Annotated in this window: 23 protein-coding genes and 1 tRNA gene; 6 read left to right on the forward strand and 18 right to left on the reverse strand. The window is 56.0% G+C overall.

Going from position 1 to position 24367, the window contains the following annotated elements:
- Positions 1–184 precede the first annotated feature (184 nt).
- Positions 185–1855: a hypothetical protein gene (locus tag C4J89_RS17100; RefSeq protein ID WP_124415113.1), complete on the forward strand. Its 1671-nt coding sequence runs from the start codon at positions 185–187 to the stop codon at positions 1853–1855.
- Positions 1856–2013: 158 nt separating this feature from the next.
- Positions 2014–2667 (forward strand): GIY-YIG nuclease family protein, encoded by a 654-nt coding sequence (locus tag C4J89_RS17105; protein ID WP_124415114.1) that lies wholly within the window; start codon positions 2014–2016, stop codon positions 2665–2667.
- 241 nt (positions 2668–2908) lie between these two features.
- Here C4J89_RS17105 and C4J89_RS17110 read toward each other — a convergent pair whose 3' ends face one another.
- From C4J89_RS17110 to C4J89_RS17120, 3 genes are all read right to left on the reverse strand, one after another.
- A complete protein-coding gene (locus tag C4J89_RS17110; RefSeq protein ID WP_256681749.1) occupies positions 2909–3802 on the reverse strand; it encodes a hypothetical protein in 894 nt (297 codons plus the stop codon).
- Between the two features lie 423 nt (positions 3803–4225).
- The gene (locus C4J89_RS17115) at positions 4226–8569 is read right to left on the reverse strand and encodes an ATP-binding protein (RefSeq protein WP_124415115.1); all 4344 of its coding nucleotides are present in this window, start codon (positions 8567–8569) and stop codon (positions 4226–4228) included.
- A gap of 300 nt (positions 8570–8869) precedes the next feature.
- Positions 8870–9694 (reverse strand): TM0106 family RecB-like putative nuclease, encoded by an 825-nt coding sequence (locus C4J89_RS17120; RefSeq protein WP_124415116.1) that lies wholly within the window; start codon positions 9692–9694, stop codon positions 8870–8872.
- Between the two features lie 214 nt (positions 9695–9908).
- Between C4J89_RS17120 and C4J89_RS17125 the strand changes: the two genes are divergently transcribed.
- Positions 9909–10814 carry a hypothetical protein gene (locus C4J89_RS17125; protein WP_038859127.1) on the forward strand — a complete coding sequence of 302 codons (906 nt, stop codon included), beginning with the start codon at positions 9909–9911 and terminating at the stop codon, positions 10812–10814.
- A gap of 256 nt (positions 10815–11070) precedes the next feature.
- Here C4J89_RS17125 and C4J89_RS17130 read toward each other — a convergent pair.
- From C4J89_RS17130 to thrS, 9 genes are all read right to left on the reverse strand, one after another.
- A tRNA-Pro gene (locus tag C4J89_RS17130) sits at positions 11071–11147 on the reverse strand.
- 90 nt (positions 11148–11237) lie between these two features.
- Complete coding sequence (locus C4J89_RS17135) at positions 11238–11594, reverse strand: MerR family transcriptional regulator (RefSeq protein WP_003219935.1); 357 nt, start codon at positions 11592–11594, stop codon at positions 11238–11240.
- Positions 11575–11877 carry an integration host factor subunit alpha gene (gene ihfA / locus C4J89_RS17140; protein ID WP_002553164.1) on the reverse strand — a complete coding sequence of 101 codons (303 nt, stop codon included), beginning with the start codon at positions 11875–11877 and terminating at the stop codon, positions 11575–11577. The genes C4J89_RS17135 and ihfA overlap by 20 nt, the downstream gene beginning before the upstream one ends.
- 3 nt (positions 11878–11880) lie before the next feature.
- Positions 11881–14259, reverse strand: a complete 2379-nt coding sequence (pheT, locus tag C4J89_RS17145; RefSeq protein WP_124415117.1) for a phenylalanine--tRNA ligase subunit beta — start codon at positions 14257–14259, stop codon at positions 11881–11883.
- A gap of 26 nt (positions 14260–14285) precedes the next feature.
- On the reverse strand, positions 14286–15302 hold the full coding sequence (gene pheS, locus C4J89_RS17150; protein ID WP_034099107.1) for a phenylalanine--tRNA ligase subunit alpha: 1017 nt from the start codon (positions 15300–15302) through the stop codon (positions 14286–14288).
- A gap of 109 nt (positions 15303–15411) precedes the next feature.
- A complete protein-coding gene (gene rplT / locus C4J89_RS17155; RefSeq protein WP_005789679.1) occupies positions 15412–15768 on the reverse strand; it encodes a 50S ribosomal protein L20 in 357 nt (118 codons plus the stop codon).
- Between the two features lie 29 nt (positions 15769–15797).
- Positions 15798–15992, reverse strand: a complete 195-nt coding sequence (gene rpmI / locus C4J89_RS17160; protein WP_002553160.1) for a 50S ribosomal protein L35 — start codon at positions 15990–15992, stop codon at positions 15798–15800.
- A gap of 60 nt (positions 15993–16052) precedes the next feature.
- Positions 16053–16604 carry a translation initiation factor IF-3 gene (gene infC, locus C4J89_RS17165; protein WP_015884933.1) on the reverse strand — a complete coding sequence of 184 codons (552 nt, stop codon included), beginning with the start codon at positions 16602–16604 and terminating at the stop codon, positions 16053–16055.
- Entirely contained in the window at positions 16604–18526 is a 1923-nt protein-coding gene (thrS, locus tag C4J89_RS17170) for a threonine--tRNA ligase (protein ID WP_124415118.1), read from the reverse strand. Before thrS ends, infC begins: the two co-directional genes overlap by 1 nt.
- Positions 18527–18890: 364 nt before the next feature.
- Between thrS and C4J89_RS17175 the strand changes: the two genes are divergently transcribed.
- Both C4J89_RS17175 and C4J89_RS17180 read left to right on the forward strand, forming a co-directional pair.
- Entirely contained in the window at positions 18891–19205 is a 315-nt protein-coding gene (locus tag C4J89_RS17175) for a hypothetical protein (RefSeq protein WP_124415119.1), read from the forward strand.
- A 289-nt stretch (positions 19206–19494) separates the two neighbouring features.
- The gene (locus tag C4J89_RS17180) at positions 19495–19707 is read left to right on the forward strand and encodes a cold-shock protein (RefSeq protein WP_003234260.1); all 213 of its coding nucleotides are present in this window, start codon (positions 19495–19497) and stop codon (positions 19705–19707) included.
- A 72-nt stretch (positions 19708–19779) separates the two neighbouring features.
- Here the strand turns inward: C4J89_RS17180 and C4J89_RS17185 are convergent, their stop codons facing one another.
- A complete protein-coding gene (locus C4J89_RS17185; RefSeq protein ID WP_124363571.1) occupies positions 19780–20100 on the reverse strand; it encodes an I78 family peptidase inhibitor in 321 nt (106 codons plus the stop codon).
- Positions 20101–20244: 144 nt separating this feature from the next.
- Complete coding sequence (locus C4J89_RS17190; protein WP_124404693.1) at positions 20245–20550, reverse strand: hypothetical protein; 306 nt, start codon at positions 20548–20550, stop codon at positions 20245–20247.
- A 156-nt stretch (positions 20551–20706) separates the two neighbouring features.
- On the opposite strand from C4J89_RS17190, the gene C4J89_RS17195 reads away from it, so the two are divergent.
- Positions 20707–20913, forward strand: coding sequence for a hypothetical protein (locus tag C4J89_RS17195; RefSeq protein WP_124363573.1), 207 nt, complete (start codon positions 20707–20709; stop codon positions 20911–20913).
- Between the two features lie 33 nt (positions 20914–20946).
- Here C4J89_RS17195 and C4J89_RS17200 read toward each other — a convergent pair whose 3' ends face one another.
- From C4J89_RS17200 to C4J89_RS17215, 4 genes are read right to left on the reverse strand one after another with little or no spacing between them, the layout of a single operon-like run.
- Positions 20947–21975, reverse strand: a complete 1029-nt coding sequence (locus tag C4J89_RS17200; protein WP_124415120.1) for a nucleoside hydrolase — start codon at positions 21973–21975, stop codon at positions 20947–20949.
- A gap of 26 nt (positions 21976–22001) precedes the next feature.
- Positions 22002–22406 (reverse strand): D-ribose pyranase, encoded by a 405-nt coding sequence (rbsD, locus tag C4J89_RS17205; protein WP_124363575.1) that lies wholly within the window; start codon positions 22404–22406, stop codon positions 22002–22004.
- A complete protein-coding gene (gene rbsK / locus C4J89_RS17210; RefSeq protein WP_124415121.1) occupies positions 22403–23320 on the reverse strand; it encodes a ribokinase in 918 nt (305 codons plus the stop codon). Before rbsK ends, rbsD begins: the two co-directional genes overlap by 4 nt.
- Positions 23321–23343: 23 nt before the next feature.
- On the reverse strand, positions 23344–24366 hold the full coding sequence (locus C4J89_RS17215; protein ID WP_124363577.1) for a LacI family DNA-binding transcriptional regulator: 1023 nt from the start codon (positions 24364–24366) through the stop codon (positions 23344–23346).
- Position 24367 lies beyond the last annotated feature (1 nt).

Raw genomic sequence — 24367 nt, forward strand, 5'->3', positions numbered from 1 at the left:
CGATAAGCTCAGTCACCAGCGCCGCTCATGGTCGGCGCGCTGCCCACCCCAAGGGCCCTAGAGGCCGCAGCTAAGTGGATATCAACCATGTATCTATAGAAGCCTCTGGCCGCTCCTGTTTCGGGCACCGGGGAATGTGGGTGGGCGTCTCCGGTGTAGCTCTTCGAGAGCAACGGAAATCACCATGGCATTGCTGAAAACCTCCTATCTTCGTGAAAACATCGTTCGTCAATCCAAACGTCTTAGCGAGAAACTTGCCGTCCCGCTAACTACCGCCAAAGAGATACTCGCTTCAGGGCCTTACGGTTGCGCGAGCTGGGCGGATTTAAACGCCCGACTGGAGTCACCTTCCCCACACGACGAATCATTGATCCTTGCGGCTTTACCGCACGTGGACGCGGCACAAGCTTATTTTGCCAACAACATACGTGAGCTGGCGAAGGGGCTCAGCCGCCGCATTTTGACAAACACCAATTTGGCCGGTTTGTACGAAATACTCAGGTACGTCTTTGTTATATCCCAAGTACCAGTATCGCTCAGTGATATTGCTACGAAGATAGAGGCCAGTGCCTGGCAGCCAAGTCACATCGGCCCCGATCCTGCCGCTGTTATTCATGCTTATACGAGAATCAATGACACTTATATCAAACTCATTGCGACTCGCGTCTACCTTCCAGAATATTACGATCTCGGAGAGCACTACCAACCTCTCGCAAAAATAGCCGAGCCCTACAACGAGAATATCAAAATCATTTGGTCCGACCCGATGGGTTGGTACAAGGCAACCTGCGACTATCTGGAGGCCTTTGACCGTACAGCGGATGACGATGAATATGACGTCGAGCTGATATTGCCTGAGGAACATTTGGATGAGGCCATGCGCATTCACCAACGATGGTTCGACAATGCCTTGAACGTATGGCGTGACGAAAGCCGTTATGGTGAGAGTGACCAATATTTTGTGCCCTATGCTCTTCCACTAGGGTGTTACCTAGTGCTCGGCGTACCCTGTACCGCTCCTGCCAATCTCCCTGTGCTCAACAGTACTTCAGTCGCGTTTGACTCAGAGTGGGACAACGACACCACTCTGGTGACGCTCGGCAAGCAGCCTGTGTGTATTGAATGGATCAACATCAACAACCAGACACGGCAGCATGATGGTGAACACCATGAGCATTTCAAAAGTCTAATGGATGGCGTCTTTTCTCACTCGGATTGCGAACTTGATCAATTTCAATCCGAAGGCCGTTACCACAAGTTGTTCTACATCACGCCTGCCTCGAATTTTGCGATCGACAGTTATTTGAAGGTCGAACTCAAACCGTCTGGTGACGAAGAGTTCTTTGTGCTTCAAACCGACAATCCCTTCCTTGCCTCGAAAATCGTGGATTACGCATCAACGCGACAACTCATGGGGTATCAATCGAAACTTGGGACCTCCAATTTCCTTATGAAAATTGAGGCTAAAGAGTCGCTCCTTGAAAAGGCTAGCTTAGCCTTGATCGCGTATCGGGCGGGTAACAAAAAAAGCTATAACTTGATCACCCAATCCCTGCTAACCAGAAGGGCTGAAAACTCCACGGTGGTCGTGAATATCCAGGCCGCCCTGCTGTCACTTTGCGACCTGATTGACAAGCGGGTGCTCAAGGATGCTATTCATCATGGGATCGTGGTGTACTGCGATCCGGGGTTTCTCGATGATCTCGATGTATCGTCAAAGCGCAGTAAAGGCTTACAGGTCGCACCACAATCACTGATTGAAACGCTTGAGCAACCGTTCCAGGAAAAAGACTTTTCTCTCCACGATTTATTCTCAAACCTAACGCTGGCCCACTACACCCGACGAAATCACTAGCGCCAACATAACGAGAAATGCCCCTTGAGTTTTGCTCCGGGTCATTTTTATTTCACGTAGGCGTTGAGGTGGGTTGAGCACTCTGCCGTTCAAAAAGCACACGCAGAGCGCGCCCCATACAACGATTGATTCATTACGTAGCTCAAGGAACCCCAACAATGAGCGCAGGTTTCGTTTACTTGATCATCAATCCCAGCATGCCCGGACTGGTTAAAATCGGCCAGTCAACACGCTCATCCAAACAACGGGCGAGGGAGGGAAAAGGAACTTGGGTACCTGATAATTTTGAGGTCGTCTACGATGAACTTGTCACCGACTGCCGGCAGGTAGAAATCCTGATGAAGCAACGTTACCTGGACTACCAATACAAACCCAACCGAGAGTTCTTCCAACTCCCCATTCGCGAGGCCATTCGAGGACTGATGGAGGAGGCACTGAACTTCCGCGTGCCTCAGGTGGGCTCTAACAGCGGCGTGGAAATTCTTCCGGACTTGAAGCGCAAGTACCCGACTTATCTGGATCCTGCTTTTCACTCGATCAAAATCGTCCACCGCGATAATATTGTTTATCTAGAGTCTGTAAGATTTCGCCACACCACTAGCCGGGACGAGATCGTCGAGCGCACCGATTTGGCGTTTATTTCCGATGGGGAAATAGATATGTTTATAGCCAATCGCAGCCCTGAGGATAACGCCCGACTTTTCGTGCATGAACTGGACGAGTATTCGATGATTCACTGCACTGATCTTTTCACTCAGCAAGCGTGCTCATACATCGCGGAAACACGTGAGAAAAATCGCTGCCTTTCTTAAACGCTTGTGCCAACCGGATCAAAGATGGCACCGCGCTCTTGACCAAAATAACTCAGCACTCCCCGCTCGCTACTTTGCTGGTAGCAGGCGGGACACTGCTGTGCGGTCACCGACCGTGGGTATGCGATCCACGAAGTACACCTACCGCCAGGAGCGTTTCGTGTTTACCGTGACATCTCTGGTGCGCAGTTCCACGGCAACAACTCTTCATAGTCGGCCACCGACTGCGCATGCGATTCAGTTACACGGTTACGGCGAAACGCTGAGCATCAAGGGCGGCAACGGCCGAGAATCCAGCGCCCTTCTTGAAGCTCATGTTATGGACGAAATTCTTCATCGCATCAGACGGGTCGATGGTTTCGAGGTTAAGTCCGTCAACAGTTGGCCTAGAGAACGCAGCACTCAGAATTGGCTGCTCCTCCATATGACCTGTCGAGCTGTTGAGCACATTGTCCAGAGCGGTGACGATGACTAGGTCATCCGGCAGGATTGCCAACAACTCTCGACCTACTCGCAGAGCGCAGCTGCACACGTAGTCCTGGTGAAGCTCGTTGAACCGCCCAGCAGGCATAGCTTTAGTCGACAGCTTGCCGCTTTTGAGTAGAGATTTGATTTCAGTCGGAATCACGTCGGAGCCATGGATAGCGAGTCTTGCTTCTAGGACACCACCTTCATGAACAATCATCTGAATGGCTGAGCCGAGGTGCGAGATTTCTGCAAACGACTCGAAAGCTTCGATGGCATCGAGCTTGGCTTGACGGTCACCATCAAGGATACGGATCGCAATGTCCCGCTCCTCTGCCCACTCGGTATTGGCAGTCTTCCATTCATCAAGCTGAGCCTGATACTGCCTTTCATCTTCCGCCTGTGCGGTGCCAATCTTGCCGAGCAGGACTGCGCGTTGACGAGCCTCTAGCTTGAAAAGGCGAGCCCAGAAATTGGGGCGATATGTAGCGGCCGCATGCGTGGCTTCTTGCTCAAGTGTACCGCTCTTCAGTGGCTGTCTAGGTTCGGGGTTGGAGAGAAGCCGTTTCCATTTCACAGGCTCGGCACACTCCTTGTGCATCGAAAGGAGGATATCTATGTGATTTTCGTACACATCGACTTCATACGCTGCTTGCTCCAGCGCTTCCATCTTTGCGTACTCTTTCTGTTGCTTTTCGAGCTCACGCTGCCGGCGATGAGCGTTGCGCTCTGATCTCCGCGCAGACGCTTGCAGCGAACGTACAGTCCCTTTCCAGCCCATCACGATTCTCCATACCGTTCATGTGATGGCACATTAGCATAGCTCGTAGCTTTGTCTGAATCACCTAAGAACCTGGAAACTGAAAATACCAGGTAACCCAGATGGAGCGCATTTGTACTCCACGCGTCACAGAACGAGGGCAGGGTCAACTACGCACAAAAAAAGGGGCGCCTCCAACGACTGCAGTGTAAACATGTCGAGTCTCAAAACAGATGGAACACCCCTTTCCCGTCGACAACATCGTTGCATGAACTTAGATCGCCTCACAGCCGAAACGGACCCGTTGGAAGCGTCTTCACTGAAATTTACCCATTAAGAAACCAATCCTCTAGAGCCGGCTGAGAGACGCGGTCGAAGGTCAAGCACCTTAATCAGTAACCGGAGACTGTTGCCCATCTCGCTGACAACTCTAGAAGCTTCGAATTCAAGCAGTTCTCGCAGCCCCTCAATGCCAATTAATTCTCCAGTTTCCGGATGCTCCCATCTACGTTCGCTCACAACAGTCACGAGTAGACAGCCCGAACGGCAGCACTCAGCCGCCATGTATCGAGTAACAAGCTGGTTTTTTATCGTGTCACGCAGTACACGTCCTGACCAATTTTCGCCAAGTTTGAGTTCAACCGTAGCCTGCTGCCCCGATATTGCCCGCATTCGAATATCCGTCTCCTTCTCGTCAGCGGTAGCCGCTTCTTGGTCGACCGTGTAGACATGATTGGACGCGTTTCGTAGTTCCCGAGCAATTTCCCGGCGCATTACTTTCTCTTCACTGATCAAAACCCAAGCATCTCGTGGCGTAACATCCTGAAGCAGCAAATCATCGAGGTCTTCGAAGCGGTCGACAAGAACGGCGAACATGTCATCGCGCGTGGTCGGCGGTGCCTCACCGTAGCTATTGAGTGTCGCCACCTCTGACTCGGTGAGCACGGCTCCATCAACTTCTTCAGCCGCCTTTTCGCGAGCAAGCAATGCGAGGCGGTCACGAAAATGAGCGAAAAGTGGATCTGCGAGCATCTCGATTTTGACCATCCAAGCTTCAGCACCTTGAGTGTCAAGAATTGCAGTGAGGAGCGCGTTTCTTGCGTTTTGCGCATCGTCTCGAGGACCTGGTGAAAAGGTACCCTCATGAGTAATGTCGTCGGAGGGACGAACATGCTGATATGCAAGTCGGAGTAACCGCAGGAGCAACTGGGGGGTGAAGCCAGATGTACTTAGATCGACGCGCAGACTCGCGAAGCGGTCCCCAAACAAAGTACTGAAGGCATTGATAGCGATACCAGTTGGCATGGGCTCATGCAGTGCCAGTAATAGCTCCAAGGCGTCGGCCCCTGCTCCTGGATCGAGACGCATCAATGTAGTGAGCCAAACCTGAGTAAAGGGACCGTTGTCGGCAACGCTCAGCTGTTTCGCAGCCAAAGTGTGAATCTTGCCACGCGTTTCGCCGCCGCCGTGCTGAAGGAGAATTTTTAGTACCCGCTCAAGTCGACCTAACGCAGCGGCCTCGTCTTCGTCACGACAAGGATTATCGACATAAGCATCAAGCCAGCGTAGTAATCGAGGCACAAACAATTGCGCCACGATGTCCGAGGCATAACTCACATCCTGAAGTAACATGGCAAACGAATTTGTCTTAGCGACTTCATTGAGTTCAGCGGTCAAATCGGGACCTAGCGTCTGTTCGACCGCGTCAGGAAACTCCCGCGCCAGGGATTCGAGCCATGCTGGAAAACCGTTGCACTCAACTCGAGCGTAGCGCGCGGCCAGTTTAGCCTCAACTACGGAAAGGTTCCGCGCCCAGTCAGGGTCTTCAGCTTCGGCGGCAATCGCGGCCAGCCCGAGCTGCCACCTAATAAGAAATGTCCCCTTTTGCTCCGCGGGTCTCTCGTAGCGAAGCGTTGGATGATCGCCGCGCCAAATAGCGCGCATGCTGGTACGTAGCCGGTCGGCGGTCGTTTTGCCAAAATGCGCCTCAAGAAAACGACGATCCCAACCGGATGCACGGCTTTCGTTTCCAGAGCGCTGCATCGCCTGCCACAAATTCCAAGCGGTATTTCCTTCGCGATCGGGTGTAAAAGCTTCCTCGGGGTGCTCAACAACCTCACACCAGAATGCCACCCAGTCCGCATGCTGAGTTGCTTGGCGCTCTTCGCTTGCTCTGCGCTGATGATCTATTCGAGCCTCTAGCTTGACCATTTCCGGATCGATTTCCGGTGGAGCGAGATACTGATCTATCAGGGCGATCAGCACAGGCTTATCGAGAACATACTGCTTGAGGCCTTCGATATGATCACGAGAATCGCCGACACCGTCCCAGATACCACGCATCGAGGCATGGAGCATCATTGCACGCTCCGACAACGGGCGATCAGCATCAGCCAAAATGCGTCGCACCCACGCAGCATCTTGTTCGTAATTTAATTGGATGGGACCGCGGAATGAAGCCTGGCAAAATCGCGCCCAAGAGTCAGCTCGCGGGTGCAGACTTTCATTGAACGCATCATCAGACCAGAAAATTGCCTCGCGCTGTATTGAGTTCAGTTCCGAAAGTGCTTTGCGTAGGTTCTTCAGCGGCTCGTCGTGGGTATGATCATCGGGCAGGAGCCGCAATGCGATCGTAGATGAGCGAAGGACTTCTAGCCGACACTCGTCCCCACGAATAAGTCTTAAGCAAACCGCTGCGAGCGCTGAGAGCAATTGGGAGCGTTTACTGACGAGATGTGGCCACTCACTCACCCAAGCCAAATCCTCGGTGACCAAGTTGGTCAGCCCCTCGCGCAGCGTCTCCAGATAGCCTGGAGCGAATTCAAGCTCTGCAATACTGTACGGTAGCGGCCATCCTAGCTCGTGCCCCGTACTTGATGACTCCGAGAGCCCCCTCAAAATCCCACAGAGTCGATCAGGTGTAAAAAATAGAGGAAACAATCTGACGACCGCACCACGCACCACGGAGTCGGGCCAGAGTGCCTGTGCCTCCTCCATCGACTGTGTGAGTAACTCGACCCGAGAGTCACCAAGACGAGCGAGTGCCGTAATCGCATCAAGACGCTCACCGTCCGTAGCCAATCCATCGATTGCGACTGTATGAGCAATATCCGCACATGCTGGCATCGGCCCTGCACCAATTAGATCGAGCAACAGCTCACGGATCTCGGGATTCTCAATACCCTCCCCCCACAGCTGTAAAACTTGTCCTTCCAAGTCAGGTGAAGCAAAACGATGGATCTGCACCTGCGGAGCTTGCAGCCCACGCCATCCTCCAGGTCCGTAAAGCCTCACATAGGATCGCAATGCGTCTAAGCGCTGAGAAAGTGTGAGCGATTCGGGGTCAGCGTGGTCCAGCAATACGTTGGGCTCGCGATCACGAACTTCGGAAAAAATAGTTGGCTGTGATGCAGCTAGCCATGCCGCGACCGGACGCATTGTCGGCCGGACTACCTTATAGTTCTGTTGAGTCTCAGCGAAGAGCAGTCGCTTGACCGCCTTGATTGGCATTCCCTGGCTCAATCGACGGTCAAGATACTGTGCCGCAAGAAATTCGAGCACCGAGCGGTGATGGAACCGGACTCGACCGTAGCTCGCAAAACCGAACAGCGCTCGCTCCAGCAATGTCTCCCGCTCCTGCGGAGTCCAGTCATGTAGTAGCACTTCGGGTTCTAGCGCCCCACCAGGCTCCCCGCCACGATCTGCCTCCACACTGAGGCGTATGGTCAACTTCCGGGTAAGCAGAGCAGCGAGCGCAAGCCGGCTTGCTCCCTCCAATGCCTTGTCGGGTGAGAGTTGCGCGGGCTCACCACGATCGGTACGAGGCTTGAGTTTGATGCGGATATTTTGCTCCACCTGCTCTCGATGGGTGCGAATGCGGCGGTGCTCGCGCCAATCAGAGCAAAGCTCGACAAGGTCCTGCGGTCGGCGTGCAAAATCCTCCGCGTTCCGCTTACGAATGTCCGCAAGTAGGACATCGGCATCGTTGACCCCCTCAATTACCGCCATCTCACGAATCTGCTGGTCGGACAACGGCATCAATGCGACGTTACGCCATACAGGAGCCACGTCCTCCTTCTTGGCGGAATCACGCCGCAAACGGCCCGTCGCGATGTCTGCGAAATTATCTCCGCTCGATACCAGTTCAACCTGATCAGGGACTGGTAAATATCGCTGGATCAGTTTCTGATCCACAGCGACCGGTCGGGTTGTTATAACAATCTGAACCCTTCCGAGCTGACTGCCAATGGCCTTACCCAAGCGCTTGAGAGCAACCTCAAAAGAACCGAGGGTCAGTTTCAACTCATCAATCGAATCCAGAAAAAACGTGGCAATTTCTGATTGAGCAGCCTGCCAAGCCTCAAGCCGCTCCTCCTCTTCTAGCGACAGTAAGTCCGGTAGATTGGCTGTTGCGAGCTGCGATAGCTCCAGAAAGAACGCAGGCTCGCCTTTCTCCCACAATGCCTGCTGCTGTGCTCGACACTCATAGGTCTTTCCGGCGCCGGCTTCTGAAACAATCAGAACACGCTGCGATTCAAGCAACGTTTCCCAGCCAACATCTTTCGCCCACCCCAATCGCGACAGCAGTGATGCCTGCTCAATGTCGGCGATCTCCTCCTGAGATAGATTGCGGAAGGTACGCTGAATACGCGGGTTGGATTTGTGTGGTGATTGCATCAGCGACCTTTAGCCATTTCAGTTGTACCTGCACGTTTCTGCCAAAAGGTATCGTATTAAATACGAAGACACATTGATGCTAGCCACGATAGTCGGCTGGCAGCGATCTACTGTCATTCACGCGTTCGGCATTTTTCGATTTTCGGTTCCAAGGCGAAGCTCAAGCATCGATTCCAGCGGCGACGCCGCTCCTGGCCCAAAAGCTCACCACTTTTGTCATTTCTGTTAGTCATAAACATAGTCGTTTGACTATCCCTCATCGTAAGAGAGAAACGGTGTCCTGTCTTTCATGGGGCTCATTCATGCCCCGCGCGACGGCCTCCATGGAAGCGGAACCGGCATTGCTGCTAGATCCGTCATGGTTTCTATGCCGTGCCGTTTTAACTCATCGATATGGACTTTGGTGATCCCGGCCACAAGCGAGAGATAGTCATCCTCTCGACGTTTCCGGTCGCAACGACTCTGCCAACGACAGATGTCGCAATGCTCCTTCGGTTCAGGATAGATCACCTCCCCCGCGTGCTCGATAGCAGCTACAAGGCTGCTTTTGACTCGTCGGAAGTACGTTGCGTAATCGTCCATTCGATACATCTGTGGCTCATACCCAGACCATGGGGCAACTACATAGCTATGCGTCGGGCAACCCCCTTGGATGGTGCCGACTAGATCCGCATACAAGCAAAGCTGCAAGACAGTTCCACCTTTGGTCTCACGAGCGAGCTTGGTATCAATCACCTCATAAGACCATGCTCCGAGATCGCTCTCGGCCTCTATTCGCCTGAGGACATCCGTGCGACCCAACCAACCATTCGCGCGAAACGCGCCTTGTACTATGATCTCGTCCCCAGCGACCATGGCGCTCCTTGTGCGCTCGACCGATTCGTCATCAACTCCGACACCATCAATGATTGTGACGGATAGACCTTGAGATCGTGGGTGCTCGACAAAGCCTTGTTCATGTCGCGCGCCACGCTCCCAAAGAATCTGCAGCAATGGGTCCCAGATAGCGGGGCGTTCTAGCTCGCCATTTACCACCGCTAAGTCAAGGCTCGTTAAGTGCCGGCAGTTAAGATGTCCAACCAAGTCAGAAGCACTAAGAAAAATCGAATCGCCTAGCCTTTGCATTTGATTCCGACCTCATCAAAAGTCCATTCAGATGCTCTGTCGTCCAAATGCCAGCTCTAGTGACTTTTAGGATTAGCCAAAGCGAATGCCCGCTCGTCGAGTGTAGTCAATAGTGAAAGATCCACTGCGGATCGAAAAACAGGCACTCAAACATACCCCGTCGTGCGCTACCTTAGAGCTTCATCCTCATCACGACGCGGCTAGGAACCATGGAATGAATCGCAAGCAGTTTCTCGAGCAACCGGACGTGCTCGGCCTCATCGAGTGGCTAATCGAAAACCTCCCCACTCTGCCAGTGCATCTGAAGGTCGCGCGCAGCAGGTTCGTGCGCAAAGCGATCGACTGCAAGGTTCAAGGTATTGAAGCGGTTCAGGCGGAATACCAGTGGGGCGGGAACTGGGAGACGGTCAAGGCGGAGCTGCGCCGGCTGCGCATCCGCTTGCGCCTTGCGGTTCGAGCCCGCGATGAGTTCGCCACGCATGAGGCCTGCGAAGCGATCCTAGCGTGGGGAAATGTCGATGGCGCCGTCGGATTCCTCAAAGAGCAAATGCACGACAAGAACTTGGTGAATTACCTAAAGCAGTGCCAGGCGCTTCTCGCGCTGGACCGCAAGCAGCAGCTCAACCACCTCACCAAGCAGAACATCCTAAGATTCGACTCGGGCATGACTAAGATCCATGCCCTGCTCGACACCACTGGCTCTCCCATCTATGACGGCCGGGTCGGTGCCGCCATCGCGCTGCTCTACCGCCTGTACCGCCAAGGCACCGGCACCACTGCGCCGCAGGCACTGGACTTCGCCTGGGGGCCAGGGATCGGCGACCAGATTCGAAACCCAAAACACTTAAAGCTTGGCTACAACGGTACACCGCAACTCTCCACCACCAGTCGCCACCTTTGGGCACGGCGCCAGCTCCAATTAGGTTGGATCATCCGCGCGGTACTAGAAGGGTCCGAACTATTCGCCAAGCAGCCTCAGCTGGTAGACCGCTGCCACGCCTTTGAAGCTGGATTGTTCATGATGGGCTATGACCTACGCAGTCTAGTCCCCGACGGCTATACGATCCCAGTGCCGCCCAAGCCTAACTACCGGGTACGTAGGATGACCCGAGCGACCTGAGATAAACAAGCTGATGGTTGACCTGTATGTAGTTCTCAATACGCAGGAAAATAGTCTTAAACACTCAAAAACGTCAGGACCTGAAGAGAAAGACCAATCAACATTGGTAAAGAGACCACGCGTGAGCGCCGGAGCCTGCGTCCGCCCACGCGGAAGCCGTGAGGATTCCACCCAGAGCCGGTGGTTTTGTAGGGGTAAAAACGACCAAACATAAAAAAGGGTCGCGAGATAAAATCTCGCAACCCTTTGAAAAATATGGTCGGGACGGAGTGATTCGAACACTCGACCCCTAGCACCCCATGCTAGTGCGCTACCGGACTGCGCTACGCCCCGACTAGGCGTGTTACTGGGTTTGCTTCTTAACGAAGCGAACCGGAATATACCGCAAGCTTTTGAAATGTGGAAGTATTTTTAAAGCCTGAATCACTTCTTCAGCACCACCAGCACATCTTCGAGTTCGGAGATCATCTGGCGGATCATTTGCTTGTATTGGGTGGTGTCGTCTTTGGCTTCATCACCGGACATGCGCTGGCGTGCGCCGCTGATGGTGAACCCCTGGTCGTACAGCAACGCGCGGATCTGCCGGATCATCAGCACATCCTGGCGCTGATAATACCGGCGGTTCCCAGTGCGTTTGACGGGGTTGAGTTGAGGAAACTCCTGCTCCCAGTAGCGCAGCACGTGCGGTTTTACCGCACACAGCTCGCTGACTTCACCGATGGTGAAGTAGCGTTTGCCCGGGATGACGGGTAGTTCGTCGTTATGACTTGGTTCCAGCATAAGCCTCAACTCGGGCCTTCAACTTCTGCCCTGGACGAAAGGTGACCACACGGCGAGCCGTGATCGGGATTTCTTCTCCCGTTTTTGGATTGCGGCCAGGCCGCTGGCGTTTGTCCCGCAGGTCAAAATTGCCGAAACCGGACAATTTGACCTGTTCGTTGTCTTCCAGAGCGTGCCTGATCTCTTCAAAAAACAGCTCGACCAATTCCTTGGCCTCGCGCTTGTTCAGACCCAACTCTTCGTACAGACGTTCCGCCATCTCAGCTTTCGTCAAAGCCCCCATACGTCACTTCCTTAACGTGGCGTTCAACCTTTGTTCGAGCGAGGTGAGGATATTTTGTGTCGTGGTATTCACCTCATCGTCATTAAGAGTGCGCGATGGATGCTGCCAGGTCAAGCCAACCGCAAGGCTTTTTCTATGCGGATCAATGCCTTTACCCTGATAGACGTCAAATAGCCTGAGGTCTGTCAGCCATTCCCCTGCATTTTCTCGGATTACATCCAGAACGGCAGAGGCGGCGACTTCACGGTCGGCGATCAGGGCCAGGTCGCGGCGTACTTCAGGGAAGCGCGAAAGCTCGCTGAATTTGGGCATTTTGCCCGACGCAACTTCAGCCAGGACCAGTTCAAAAACGAAGACTGGACGGTCCAGGCCCAGGGTTTTCGACAGCTCCGGGTGAATGGCACCGACAAAACCGACCAAACGACCTTCGCGCTCGATACGCGCCGTCTGGCCTGGGTGCAGCGCAGGGTGTTTGCCCGGCAGGAACGTGAAGGCGTCCAGCGCACCGGCAAAGCCCAGCACTGCTTCCACGTCAGCCTTGACGTCAAAGAAGTCCACGGCATCGCGGCCTTGTGCCCAGCCTTCCGGCAGGCGGCTACCGCAGACCACACCCGCCAGCATCGGCTCTTGTTTCAAGCCATCGAGCTGACCGACAAAGCGCAGGCCGCTTTCGAACATGCGCACGCGATCTTGCTGACGGTTCAGGTTATGGGACAACGCCTTGATCAACCCTGGCCACAGCGACGAGCGCATGGCCGCCATGTCGTTGGAAATGGGGTTGGCCAGCAACAGCGGCTCGACGCCTGGGTTGAACAGTTCGAACTGTTTTGGATCGATGAAGCTGTAAGTCACTGCTTCCTGATAACCACGCGCAACCAGCAGGCGACGCAGTTCCGGCAGATGTGCACGGGCTTCAGCTTTCGGCTGCGGGGCCAGACGCGCTTGCGGGTAACGAACCGGCAGACGGTTGTAGCCGTACAGGCGGGCCAGTTCTTCGATCAGGTCAACTTCCAGGCTGATATCGAAGCGATGGCTTGGCACTTCAACGTGCCACTGCCCTTCCCCATCCGTCGAAATGGCGAGGCCAAGGGCTGACAGCAGTTGCTCGATCTCGGCAGGCTCGATCACCAGGCCGAGCATTTGCTCAACGCTTTTGGCGCGCAACGTGATTGGCGCAACGGACGGCAGGTACTGTTCGCTGACAGTCTCGGTGATCGGGCCGGCTTCGCCACCGGTGATTTCCAGCAGCAGGCCGGTGGCGCGCTCCATGGCTTCACGGGCCAGTTTCCAGTCCACGCCACGCTCATAACGGTGCGACGCATCGGTGTGCAGGCCGTATGAACGGGCCTTGCCGGCGATGGCGATCTGGTCGAAGAACGCGCTTTCAAGGAATATGTCGCGAGTGGTCGCCGATACGCCACTGTGCTCGCCGCCCATAACGCCGGCAATTGCAAGGGCACGGGAGTGATCGGCGATGACCAGCGTGTCCGCACGCAGGCTGACTTCCTGGCCGTCGAGCAGTACCAGCTTCTCGCCTTCTTCTGCCATACGCACGCGGATGCCGCCATTGATTTCGGCGAGGTCAAACGCGTGCAGCGGCTGGCCTAGCTCCAACATCACGTAGTTGGTGATATCGACGGCTGCATCGATGCTGCGTACGTCAGCGCGGCGCAGGCGTTCGACCATCCACAGCGGAGTCGGCCTGGACAGGTCGACGTTACGGATCACGCGCCCCAGATAACGTGGGCAGGCGTTTGGCGCCAGCACTTCAATCGAGCGCACGTCGTCGTGCACGGCAGGCACGCTGGCAATCACCGGGCGCGTAACAGGCACGTTGTACAGCGCGCCCACTTCACGGGCCAGACCGGCCAGGGACAGGCAGTCGCCACGGTTTGGGGTCAGGTCGACCTCGATGCTGGCGTCTTCCAGCTCCAGGTAAACACGGATGTCCTGGCCCACTGGCGCGTCGACCGGCAGTTCCATCAAGCCGTCGTTACCCTCGCCTACCTGCAGCTCGGCCTGGGAGCACAGCATGCCGTTGGACTCGACGCCGCGCAGCTTGGCCTTCTTGATTTTGAAGTCGCCCGGCAATTCGGCACCGATCATGGCGAACGGAATCTTCAGGCCCGGGCGCACATTGGGCGCTCCGCACACGACCTGGAAGGTTTCGGCGCCATTGCTGACCTGGCACACCCGCAATTTGTCGGCATCCGGGTGCTGCTCGGTGCTCAGCACCTCGCCCACTACCACGCCGCTGAATACACCGGCGGCCGGGGTAACGCTATCGACCTCAAGACCGGCCATCGACAGACGAGCAACCAGCTCGTCGCGATCTACCTGCGGGCTTACCCAGCCACGCAGCCATTGTTCACTGAATTTCATCCTGCTCTCCTAAAGATTCGTTACGACTAGCGAAATTGCGCGAGGAACCGCAAGTCGTTGTCGAAGAACAGACGCAAGTCGTTCACGCCGTAACGCAGCATGGCCAGACGCTCAACGCCCATGCCGAAGGCAAAGCCCGAAAACTCTTCCGGATCGATCCCGGACATGCGCAGCACATTGGGGTGGACCATGCCGCAGCCCATCACTTCCAGCCAGCCAGTCTGCTTGCACACGCGACAGCCTTTACCGCTGCACATCACGCATTCCATATCGACTTCAGCGGACGGCTCGGTGAACGGGAAGAAGGACGGACGGAAACGCACCGCCAGTTCTTTCTCGAAGAAAACCCGAAGAAACTCTTCGATGGTGCCTTTGAGGTCGGCGAAGTTGATATCGCGATCAACCAGCAGGCCTTCGACCTGGTGGAACATCGGCGAGTGGGTAATATCGGAGTCGCTACGGTACACACGGCCTGGGCAGACGATGCGGATCGGCGGCTTGTTCGCTTCCATGGTGCGGACCTGTACCGGCGAGGTATGGGTGCGCAACAACATGTTTGCGTTGAAATAAAAGGTGTCGTGCATCGACCGGGCCGGGTGGTGGCCTGGGATGTTGAGCGCCTCGAAATTATGATAATCGTCTTCGACCTCAGGGCCTTCGGCAATGCCGTAGCCAATGTGGGTGAAGAACTGTTCGATACGTTCCAGAGTCCGGGTGATCGGGTGCAAACCGCCCGAGGCCTGGCCACGGCCAGGCAAGGTCACGTCAATGGACTCGGCGGCGAGCTTGGCCGCAAGATCGGCCTCCTCGAGCGACGCCTTGCGCGCATTGAGAACCTCGGTGACGCGCTCCTTGGCAACGTTGATCAGCGCACCGACCTGCGGGCGCTCTTCAGCCGGCAAATTCCCCAGGGTCTTCATCACCTGAGTCAATTCACCCTTTTTACCAAGGTAGTGAACCCGGATTTGCTCCAGGGCATTGATATCTTCAGCGCTTTGCACAGCCTCAAGAGCTTGAGCGACGAGCGCGTCCAGGTTTTCCATGTACAGACTCCAGATACAAAATAGGGGAAGAGCTTGAAGGCTCTTCCCCTATTTATGACGTTTACCACCTTGGGCTACAGGAGTAACCCAGGGTGACTGTCGGGGGTACTTAAGCCAAAGAGGCTTTAGCTTTCTCGACAATCGCAGCAAACACCGCTTTTTCGTTCACGGCCAGTTCAGCCAGAACCTTACGGTCGATTTCGATGGACGCTTTTTTCAGGCCAGCGATGAAACGGCTGTAGGACAGACCGTTAACACGTGCACCAGCATTGATACGAGCGATCCACAGGGCGCGGAACTGACGTTTTTTCTGACGACGGTCACGGTAGGCGTATTGGCCTGCCTTGATTACCGCTTGCTTGGCAACACGGAATACGCGTGAACGCGCGCCGTAGTAGCCTTTAGCAAGTTTCAGAATTTTTTTGTGACGCTTACGGGCAATGACGCCACGCTTTACACGAGCCATGAGTTACTTCCTCTATTCTTGATCCAAAATTAACGAAGGCGCAGCATGCGCTCGACTTTTGCCACGTCAGACGGATGCAGCAAGCTGCTACCGCGCAGTTGACGCTTACGCTTGGTCGACATTTTGGTCAGGATGTGGCTCTTGAAAGCGTGCTTGTGCTTGATACCGTTAGCAGTTTTCAGAAACCGCTTAGCAGCACCACTTTTAGTCTTCATCTTTGGCATGTTCGGATACTCCGCATTCAGTTGATAAACATAATCAGAAGGCCTGCCGTGCCCTGTTGATTACTTCTTCTTTTTCGGGGCGATGACCATGATCAGCTGGCGTCCTTCCATCTTAGGATGCTGTTCGACCGAACCGTACTCGAGCAAGTCAGCTTCAACCCGCTTGAGGAGTTCCATCCCCAGCTCCTGGTGGGCCATCTCACGGCCGCGGAATCGCAAGGATACCTTGGCCCTGTCCCCATCACTCAGGAAACGTACCAGGTTGCGCAGTTTTACCTGGTAATCCCCTTCCTCCGTCCCTGGACGAAACTTGATTTCTTTTACTTGAATCTGCTTCTGGTTCTTCTTCGCTGCGGCAACCTGTTTCTTCTTCTCGAAGATCGACTTGCCGTAGTCCATCACCCGGCAAACGGGTGGGATTGCATCGGCGGAAATTTCCACCAGGTCCAGCTTGGACTCTTCTGCAATACGAAGCGCTTCATCAATCGAGACGATGCCAATCTGCTCGCCATCAGCGCCAATTAACCGAACCTCGCGTGCCGAGATATTCTCGTTGATCGGGGCTTTCGGTGCAGCTCGTTTATCTTGTCTCATTTCACGCTTAATAATAATTACTCCGAATCTGGGCGACCACGCCGGGAAACCGCTTGCGCGAGGAACTCAGCGAACTGGGCGACGGGCATCGAGCCCAGGTCAGCACCTTCACGAGTACGCACAGCGACAGTCTGCATCTCGACTTCCCGATCTCCGATAACCAAAAGATAGGGAACCTTGAGCAAAGTATGCTCGCGGATTTTAAAGCCGATCTTTTCATTTCTCAAGTCGGACTTGGCACGAAATCCGCTTTCGTTGAGTGTTTTTTCAACTTCAGCGGCAAAATCTGCCTGTTTATCAGTGATATTCATGATCACTGCCTGAGTCGGAGCCAGCCACGCCGGGAATGCACCCTCGTAGTGCTCGATCAGGATCCCGACGAACCGTTCGAACGAGCCGAGGATCGCCCGGTGCAGCATAACCGGGTGTTTACGGCTGTTGTCTTCGGAGACGTATTCGGCTCCCAGACGGATCGGCAGGTTAAAATCGAGCTGCAGGGTACCACACTGCCAGACGCGGCCAAGGCAATCTTTCAGCGAGAACTCGATTTTGGGACCGTAGAACGCGCCCTCTCCCGGCTGCAGGTCGTACGCAAGGCCCGCGCTGTCGAGTGCGGCGGCCAGTGCAGCTTCGGCGCGATCCCAGAGTTCGTCGGAGCCGACGCGCTTTTCCGGACGAGTGGACAGTTTCATCTCGACCTCGGTGAAACCGAAATCGCGGTAAACGTCCATGGTCAACTTGATGAACGCGGCGGACTCGGCCTGCATCTGCTCTTCTGTGCAGAAGATATGGGCGTCATCCTGGGTGAAGCCGCGCACACGCATGATGCCGTGCAGCGCACCCGATGGCTCGTTGCGGTGGCAGGCACCGAATTCGGCCAGGCGCATCGGCAACTCGCGGTAGCTCTTCAGGCCCTGGTTGAACACCTGCACGTGGCATGGGCAGTTCATCGGCTTGATGGCGTAGTCGCGGTTTTCCGACTGGGTGGTGAACATATTGTCGGCGTAGTTGGCCCAGTGCCCGGATTTCTCCCACAGACTGCGATCAACCACCTGCGGGGTCTTGATCTCCAGGTAACCGTTTTCACGCTGAACCTTGCGCATGTACTGCTCGAGCACCTGGTAGAGCGTCCAGCCGTTCGGATGCCAGAACACCATGCCCGGCGCTTCTTCCTGGAGATGGAACAGGTTCAGGCGCTTGCCGATCTTGCGATGGTCGCGTTTCTCGGCTTCTTCGATACGCTGGATATAGGCGGCCAGCTGCTTCTTGTCGGCCCAGGCGGTGCCGTAGATCCGTTGCAGCTGCTCGTTCTTCGCGTCGCCGCGCCAGTAGGCGCCGGACAATTTGGTCAGCTTGAACGACTTGAGAAAGCGCGTGTTCGGCACGTGCGGGCCACGGCACATGTCGACGTATTCTTCGTGGTAGTACAGGCCCATGGCCTGCTCGTCCGGCATGTCTTCCACCAGGCGCAGCTTATAGTCTTCGCCACGGGCGGTGAACACATCGATCACTTCGGCACGCGGGGTGACTTTCTTGATGACGTCGTAATCTCTTTCGATCAGCGCGTGCATGCGCTGCTCGATCGCCGCCAGGTCGTCCGGTGTAAAAGGACGCTCATAGGCGATGTCGTAATAGAAGCCTTCGTCGATGACCGGGCCGATCACCATTTTCGCGGTGGGATACAGCTGCTTGACCGCATGGCCAATCAGGTGTGCGCAAGAGTGGCGAATGATCTCCAGCCCCTCTTGATCCTTGGGCGTGATGATCTGCAGGCTGGCATCGGCGGTGATCAGGTCGCTGGCGTCAACCAGCTTGCCATCAACCTTGCCGGCCACGGTGGCCTTGGCCAGGCCGGCACCAATGGATGCGGCGACCTCGGCTACGGAAACCGAATGATCGAACGAACGTTGACTGCCGTCGGGTAGAGTAATAGTTGGCATGGCGCCTCCTCTCCTAGTGGTGACCCCTACCAAAGGTCACGTGGGTTGGGATGAGCCAGTACAAGATCCAACACCAGGCCGCTCAATGCTGAACGCCTGCCTTACAGCGGCAGGAGCCTTTCGGCCAACCGATAATCGAACCAGAGTGACTGGATTAAAAAAAATAACTTGGCAAGGCGGCAAATGGCGCACCTGGAAAAAGCCAAGCCCAGGATGCTAGCACAGATGAACGGTCATCGCGCCGACACGACCTGCGGTAGAAGTAAATTCGATGCCTTATGGTCGCAAAAGTGAACTTGAGCTGTACGTCACGCCTCAAACACCCCGAGAATCGCCGTTCGTCCTCGACCCAAAGGAGCATCCCATGATGCGTTTTACCTCGACACTCGCCCTCGCCGCTTCCCTGGCGTTCCTTTCGTTTGGCGCGCAAGCCGCAGCACCATCGAACTGGCCGGAAGGCGCCCGTGACGCCTTCGTCAAAGACTGCAGCGCTGCGGCCAGCCAGAACGTGGACGTCAAAACTGCCAAAGATCATTGTGAATGTGGCGCCGACAAGATCAACGCCGAATTGAGCACTGCGGAAATCAAAGAATTGATGACCAACCAGAACGCCAGCCCAGAGCTTAAAAACAAAGCGGTTGCGGCTATTTCGTCCTGCAAAGTGGTCAAGAAAAAGTAAGAACGCTCACTGATCGGGCGTCTTTTTTGCCAGAAAAACAGCCTGAAAACGGCTGTTTCTCACAAATTACGTAGCTTTTACGGCTTTTTTTAACAGCTGATATTTCGCTCCAAAGCCCCGTAGAACGGGGCTTTCAGCCAAAACAGGCACGCAACGCAACGCGATTGATTAGCAAACAATGCCTTGGGGGGGCTCCCAAGCCGAACATTTCGACTATGATAGCCCTGTGTGCCCAGTTGGCCTGAGCAGCACAGCACTACTGAAAATATATGTTTCTTGGAGATACACCATGTCTAATCGCCAAACCGGCACCGTTAAATGGTTCAACGATGAAAAAGGCTTCGGCTTCATCACTCCTCAAGGTGGCGGTGACGACCTGTTCGTACACTTCAAAGCTATCGAAAGCGACGGTTTCAAAAGCCTGAAAGAAGGCCAAACCGTTTCCTTCGTGGCTGAGAAAGGCCAAAAGGGTATGCAAGCTGCACAAGTTCGCGGCGAGTAATTCTCCGCTGAGCTAAAAAAACCCCGTCCATGTGACGGGGTTTTTTATGGATGCTGCAAAAGCCAGAGGCTATCAGCCGCAATTGACCCGCGTAATCACCAGGTTATCGTCGGTGTTCAGGTTCAGGCGGTCGGAGCGATACTCCAGCGTGATCATGTCGTTGGGTTTGAGGATGCGTGCGTTCTGCGCACCGGCACGCGTACGTGCCTGCTCCAGCAGTTGAGGCGAGGCTTTCTGGCCGATCGTGAACTCGGCAGCCTTCGACTCACAGCGGCTATGACCAGCATCGGTCACGGTGGCATCTTTGCCTGGCTCAGAGGCACCCGGGGTGCTGCAACCCGCCAACGCGAGCGCTGCCAACAAAGTACCGAATGATGCGAGCTTCCAAGGCATGAAGCCTCCTATGATTAAAAATGGACAGAGATCGTGCGACAGCGAGTGAGCCGATTGGTTTCAAGACGTTAACGCCTGACGCCCAAGTCTGCCTGAGTCACGCCCGGCAAGCGCCCCGTCAATCGTGACTAGATATGAACATGCTCAGTAGATATCGATGTAGTCAGATGACGGCGTTGGCCAATTCTGCTTGAGCGCGTTGAAAATCTGCATCACCCAGACTTCGTCGTTTGCGGCCACGTTACCCACATAACCGGAACCCTTTGCCCAGGTCTCCAGGCGAAACAGCAAACCACCTATATCAGCGCCCCCGACCACGCCTGAAGAAATGTAGGCAATACCCGCCTTGCTGACCCGCAGCTGGGTGTGCTCATCGTCACTGGCGCTGGCCAGCAGTTGGCGCACAGCGGCCAGCGTAAGACTCTCGGGGTTATTCAAATCGATCTGCACGCAGTGTTTCCCGGCCAATAAACAGGCGGACAGTGTCGCACACCCCCTTCCTCATGCCTAAGTAGCAGTGCCAACTTGCGCGCAAAATGGTTAACTGCGCCCGCTGCAGCCACACGCCAGCGCATTGCCCAGTACCTACAGCCCGCGAGATTTCCCATGACCACCGTAACGCTCCAAGCCGATATCAAAGCCAAATGGCCCCAAGGGCAAAGCTCCTACAGCCCCGGGAGTCCGGAGGAATTGGCGATCATCGGTATCGACCTGCTGGTCAAGGAGCTCGGCACCAAGGGCGCGCAAGCATTCATCAGCCAGGTATTCGAGAAATACCCGGCCGACCACATGGGCGCACCCGAGCGCGAATAAGAACCGGCCGGCGAACGCCGACCGGTAAGGGGGTTACTTCAAACGCGCCAGGCGCTCGGTCAAGAGATCGAAGAAGCCCTGGGCGTCGCCGTTTTCGACCCAGAATGCATTCTTGTCCTGCTTCAGGCCGTCGTACCAATCGACAATGGTCTGGCCGAAGGTCGGGCCTTCCCGGCTGTCGACAACCACATTGACCTGGCGACCGCTGAACAGCGACGGCTTGAGCAGGTAGGCGACCACCGTGGCGTCATGCACCGGCCCGCCAGGAATGCCGTAGTGCTCCATATCGCCTTTGACGTATTCGTTAAGAATATTGCTCACGACCTTGCTTGCGTTGTTGTTCAGGTCGGCAATTTTCTTCAGGCGAGCCTCGCTGGTCAGCACCTTATGGGTCACGTCCAACGGCAGGTAGGTCAACTTCACGCCGCTTTTAAGCACGATCTCAGCGGCCACCGGGTCAGCGAACAGGTTGAACTCGGCCACCGGCGTGATATTGCCGCCATTGAAGTGCGCACCGCCCATCACCACCACTTCCTTGATGCCCTGGGTGATTTCTGGTGCCTGGGTTAATGCCAGGGCCAAGTTGGTCTGCGGGCCGAGCATGGCAATAGTGATGCTGTGGGGCTTGGCGGCCGTCAGGGTCTTGATCAGGTAATCCACGGCGTTGCCGTCCGCCAGGCCTTGTTTCGGCTCGTGCACGGTCACACCGGAAATCCCTTCCTTGCCATGGATATTCTCGGCATAGATCGGCTTGCGCAGCAGCGGTGCCGGAGCTCCCGCGTATACCGGGATGTCCTCGCGCCCTGCCCACTCGCGCGCCAGGCGTGCATTGCGCGAGGTTTTGTCCAGGCGCACGTTGCCGGCCACGGTCGTCAGCGCGCGGATGCTCAGCTCTTCCGGCGACGCCATGGCGAACAGCAAGGCAACCACGTCATCAGCACCTGGGTCGGTATCGATGATCAGGTCGATTTTTTCTGCCGCCTGGGCGCTTGCAGCGGTAAGTGCGGACAAAAGCAGAACACTCCGAAACAGGTTTTTCACGGATGGAAGACCACGTTGCATAAAACACTCCTTGTCGTAGGGGGACTCTAGAAGGTTACGCCGGAGACCAGCGCGATATTGCAGTACGGTTGACATTCGCCGGTGCGCACCACGGCGCGCGCCTTGCCACTCAGTTGCTTGAACGCGTCATGGCTGAGCAGGCGTCGTTCGCCCAGCGCGGCCTGTGCGGTCAACGCATTGAGCTCGGTCAGCGCCGGCGGCTGCTTGAGCAGGATTTCTTCAGCCAGTACGTGGCTTTCCACCTGCATTTCGCTGAGCACAACGCGCAGGGTGCTGATGAAATCCGGGATGCCCTGGGTCAGCGCCAGGTCGATCAACTCGACGCCAGGTGGCACCGGCAGGCCGGCATCACCGATGACCAGGATGTCGCCGTGCCCCAGTGACGCGATCACGCGCGACAGGGCGATATTGAGCAGAGGGGTCTTTTTCATGAGGGCACAAAACCTTGTACGTCGTGCAGGGTAGGAATAGAAGGTTGGGCGCCGGCACGGGTCACCGACAACGCTGCCGCAACCTGGCCAAACCGGATCGCCTCGGCTTCGCTCTTGCCTGCGGCCAATGCCGCAGCAAAACCACCTACGAAGGTATCGCCGGCAGCCGTGGTGTCCACCGCCGTGACCTTGGGCGCGACCAAGTGTTCGAAGCTGTTGCCATCGGCAAACAGTGCACCCTGGGCGCCCAGGGTGATGATGACTTTAGCGGCGCCAGCCTTGATCAGCGCGGTAGCCGCGAGCTTGGCGCTGTCGAGCGAATCAACCGTCACGCCGCTCAAGGCGCTGGCTTCACTTTCATTGGGGATCAGGTAGTCAATCGAGGCATACCACGCGGCCGGCAAGGGCCCACTGGCGGGCGCTGGATTGAGGATCACCGTCTTGCCCAGCCCGCGGCCGCGCTTGAGCGTATGCCCGACGGTTTCCATCGGTACTTCAAGCTGGCAGATGATCACGTCGGCGGCCTGCAACACTGCATCGCAGGCCGTCATCGAGTCCGGCGTCAACTGACCGTTACTGCCCGCCACAATCACAATCGCGTTCTGGCTGCTGTCATCCACCACGATCAGCGCGACACCACTGGAGCCTTCGACGGTGCTGACGGCCTGACAATCGATACCTTCGACCACCAGTGCATCACGCAGTTGGCCGCCGTAGGCGTCAGTGCCGACACAACCGATCATCGCCACATCCGCCCCCAGGCGCGCCAGGGCTACGGCCTGGTTGGCGCCCTTGCCACCGGGTACAGTGGAAAACGTCTGGCCGATCAGTGTTTCACCGGCACGCGGCAAGCGACTGGCGCGGGTGACCAGGTCCATGTTCAAGCTGCCTACTACCACTACTTTTGCTGGCATACATCAGTACTCATCAATTCGGTTCAGCGGTATTGGGCGAACACACCGGCCAATGGCGCCGTCGACTCACGCAAGACAATACTCGGCGTCACGATACGTTGATCGATCGGGCGTTGGGGTGTCGCTATACGTCGCAATAATAATTCAGCCGCTGTCTCGCCCAGTTGCAGGATCGACTGCCCGACCGTGGTCAGCGCCGGATAAACATACCGGCCCATTTGAATGTCATCGAAACCAATCACCGACAGCTCGCCCGGCACGCGGATATTCTGCTCTGCCGCGGCGCGCAGCACGCCGAAACCGATCATGTCGTTACAGGCAAATATCGCACTGGGGGGTTGCTGCGCAAGCAATTGCACAGCGGCGGCATAGCCGCCGGTGCTGGTGAAATCACTTTCCCGAATGCGCTCAGCCGCTATTTCAACCCCGGCTTCGCGCAGCGCACGCCGATACCCTGCCAGACGCATTTGCGCCACGCGAGTATGGGCCGGGCCGGCGATGCAGGCGATGTCGCGATGGCCCAATTCAAGCAAGTGCCGGGTCGCCAGGTAAGCCCCCTCTTCATGATCGATACGCACCAGGTCGACGTCGATACCGTCCAGTGCCCGGTCGACTATCACCATGGGCGTGCGCACCGCACTCAAGCCAGCGGCGAGGCCACTGTCATCGCCGCCCACCGAGGTCACGATCAAGCCATCGACGCGTTTCTCCAGCAACACGCGCAAATAGCTGCGCTGCTTTTCGGCATTGTCGTCGGAGTTGCAGAGGATCACGCAGTAGCCATTGCGCTCGCAATAGTCCTCAATGCCCCGGGCCAGTTCGGCGAAATACGGGTTGAGGCTGTTGGGCACCAGCAGCCCGATCGTCGCGGTGGTTTTGGCCTTGAGTGAGCGCGCGACCGCACTTGGCACGTAGTCCAACTGCTTGATCGCCGCCTCGACCTTGATGCGCACCGGCTCGCTGACCGGGCGCGTCTTGTTCACCACATGGGACACCGTGGTGTAGGAAATCCCCGCCAGCGCTGCCACATCCTTGATCGTTGCCATG

Origin of the sequence: Pseudomonas sp. R4-35-07 (genome assembly GCF_003852235.1) — a bacterium.
In the GTDB taxonomy this organism is placed as follows: Bacteria; Pseudomonadota; Gammaproteobacteria; order Pseudomonadales; family Pseudomonadaceae; genus Aquipseudomonas.